The 2,583-nt window shown below is 44.3% G+C and carries 3 protein-coding genes; 1 reads left to right on the forward strand and 2 read right to left on the reverse strand.

The genetic code is table 11. The features are described from left to right. Positions 1-56 precede the first annotated feature (56 nt). Both JHD69_RS19400 and JHD69_RS19405 read right to left on the reverse strand, forming a co-directional pair. The gene (locus JHD69_RS19400; protein WP_199141991.1) at positions 57-392 is read right to left on the reverse strand and encodes a hypothetical protein; all 336 of its coding nucleotides are present in this window, start codon (positions 390-392) and stop codon (positions 57-59) included. Between the two features lie 80 nt (positions 393-472). Next, a complete protein-coding gene (locus tag JHD69_RS19405) occupies positions 473-1,972 on the reverse strand; it encodes a sensor histidine kinase (RefSeq protein WP_199141992.1) in 1,500 nt (499 codons plus the stop codon). Between the two features lie 239 nt (positions 1,973-2,211). On the opposite strand from JHD69_RS19405, the gene JHD69_RS19410 reads away from it, so the two are divergent. Next, positions 2,212-2,559 (forward strand): ArsC family reductase, encoded by a 348-nt coding sequence (locus JHD69_RS19410; RefSeq protein WP_199141993.1) that lies wholly within the window; start codon positions 2,212-2,214, stop codon positions 2,557-2,559. Positions 2,560-2,583: the final 24 nt, after the last annotated feature.

Below are 2,583 nucleotides of genomic sequence, written 5' to 3' on the forward strand. Positions count from 1 at the left end.
CCCCCCCCCCCCCCCCCCCCCCCCCCCCCCCCCCCCCCCCCCCCCCCCCCCCTTTTTTAGATGTGTATAAGAGACAGCACCTGAGCTGTTTGATTTAGAGTTATCGAAAGATTTTTATGGGGATGCAGTAAAAGGTCATATTTGTAATTGCTTAAGATGAGGCTTGCAAATTTTGTTTCCTTAAGCGGTAGTTCGATGTTGAAACTCCCATCATTTTTAACAGGGATCTTAATCGAGTTTTCTTCGTAAAAACCATAAACCAACGGGATGTTGAGTTGCAGTTTTTCGCTTCCCTTGTAGTCTTTGATCTTTCCGCTGAGCTTAAACTGTGCAAAAGAATAGATTGGAAAAGCCAAGGCCAATAAGAGGAGGGTAATTTTTTTGAGGTTCATGGTTTATGCAATAAGATTAAGTTTTGGGCATAGCTATGCCCTTGCTGAGACGTAGTTGAAGTACCGTAGCCGATTAGGTTTTAAAGCTGTATGGTGAGGTGGATGAAGAACTCCTTGGCGCTTTCCCTGATAATCAGTTCGTGCCTGTTGGGGTAGAGCAAAGCCAAGCGTTGCTTTACATTGACCAGGCCTATGCCGCTTTTTAGTTTTTCGGGGTCGTTGTCGGCCTTGAGATGGATACTGTTGTGCACATCGAAATAAAGTGTGCTGCCCTTGGTTTGCAAAGTAATTTTGATGTGTGAGGGATACTGCAGGCTGATGCCATGCTTAAAGGCATTCTCTACAAAAGGAATAAGCAGCATGGGGGTAATCTGCAAATTGTTCAACTGTTCTTCGATTTGGGTTTCGATCACAATATTGGCCGATCTGGAAGTGCGCAGCTTTTGCAGGGCGATATAGTTTTCGAGGTAATCCACATCCCTGGTCAGCGAAATCTTGTCCTGCACGTTTTCATGCAGCATAAAACGCATCATATCGCCCAGTTTTTGGATGCCTTCACCGGTTCTCTCGGCATTTTCCTGCAGGGCGGTACCATAAAGCGTATTGAGGGCATTGAATAAAAAGTGCGGATTGATCTGCGATTTCAGGAAGCTGAGGTTGGCGTCAGACTTGCCCAACTCTGTTTTCAGGGTGGTAAGCTCTGTTGAATTGGCCAATCTCCTTTTGTAGAGGAACCAGGCCAGTGGGGCGCTTAAAAGCAGTTGCACCGGAAAATGGAACAGCAATGTAATGGCAATTACTTCGCCTCTCGGCCTGAGCAGAAAGGCAATCAGCGAAATAGGTACGGCCATCAAAATGGCGGCCACGAACAACTGGCCAAAAAAGGCGCTGAACTTACGGTTTTTGGGGTAGAGTTCGGGCAAAAGATAATATAAGGCGTAGATAACGATAGCAATAGACGATAAAATGATCAAAGTCCATAGCACAACGATGTCTATCCCGGCATGGCTGGCAACCCACAGCATCAGTCCGATAAACCAAAAGGCAATGCCAAAGCCGGCATCGATCTTCATCTGGTTTTTATAGGCCTTGTCGTGTTTATTGGCCATAAAGTAATTGATAAATTCTTTTAAAAGCACGTAGGCCGTAACAATCACCATAACCCATAGCTCGTAGGTAAACCCGTCGAAGAAAAGGCGGTTGTATGCGTCTTGGACGTCGTTGTATTGTACCAGCGTATAAGCCTCGGTATAGGTTTTGCAGATGCTGATGGTAAGACCGGAGCCTACCAGTATCACGAAGGTGAGCAAAGCGTTGAGTACGATGTTTTCCTTTTTGAGGAACGACGGAACGATATAGAAATTGAGGAACAGGAAATTGAAATAAAGAATAGAATACCTGAACAATTCGGGTGCCAGATAATTCGAAAAAAGCGAGTAGTTGAGGTGTTCGCCTCTAAAGTTGTAATAGTTTTCGTTATAGAAACGGCCGCCTGCAGCGGTAATCAGCATCAGAACAGCGAATACATAGAGGATGGTCGAGATCCAGAATTCCGTTTTTTGCAGCTCTTTTAGTTTCATGTGTTGGGTTTGTTGCAGTTAGTTAATGGTACAATGTTAAGCTGCGGTTGGCAATCTATTTTGAAAATGTGACCAATATCCGGATAAATGTGACGAATGGACAAAGATCGTTTTTTTAGCTTGTTTTGGAGGAGCTCGAATCGCTCATTATTGAAAACTGCCAACTGCCAACTGAAAACTCCTCAACCAACTCCAAACTTCTTTTCCTAACTTTGCCTTGCATCAAAATTTATCAACACATGACCTTATACGGCATACCTAATTGCAATACGGTAAAAAAGGCCCAAGATTGGCTGAAGGCAAACCATATCGATTTCGAGTTCCACGATTTCAAGAAGAAAGGCGTTACTGCCGAAAAACTGACCGAATGGTTCAACCAGTTTGGCTGGGAAAAAGTAATCAACAAAAACGGCCTTACTTTTAAAAAACTCGACAAAGAACAGCAGGCAGCTATCAATAGCGCCGATAAAGCCGTTGTTTACTTGCTAAATAATACCAGCGCCATTAAACGCCCTGTGGTTGAGCAAAATGGCAAAGCCATTTTAATTGGTTTTAGCGAAGAAGCCTACCAGGCGCTGCTGAAATAACGAGCCAGGCCTGAACAAAATGAA

Origin of the sequence: Pedobacter sp. ASV12, from assembly GCF_016429155.1 — a bacterium.
Lineage (GTDB): Bacteria > Bacteroidota > Bacteroidia > Sphingobacteriales > Sphingobacteriaceae > Pedobacter.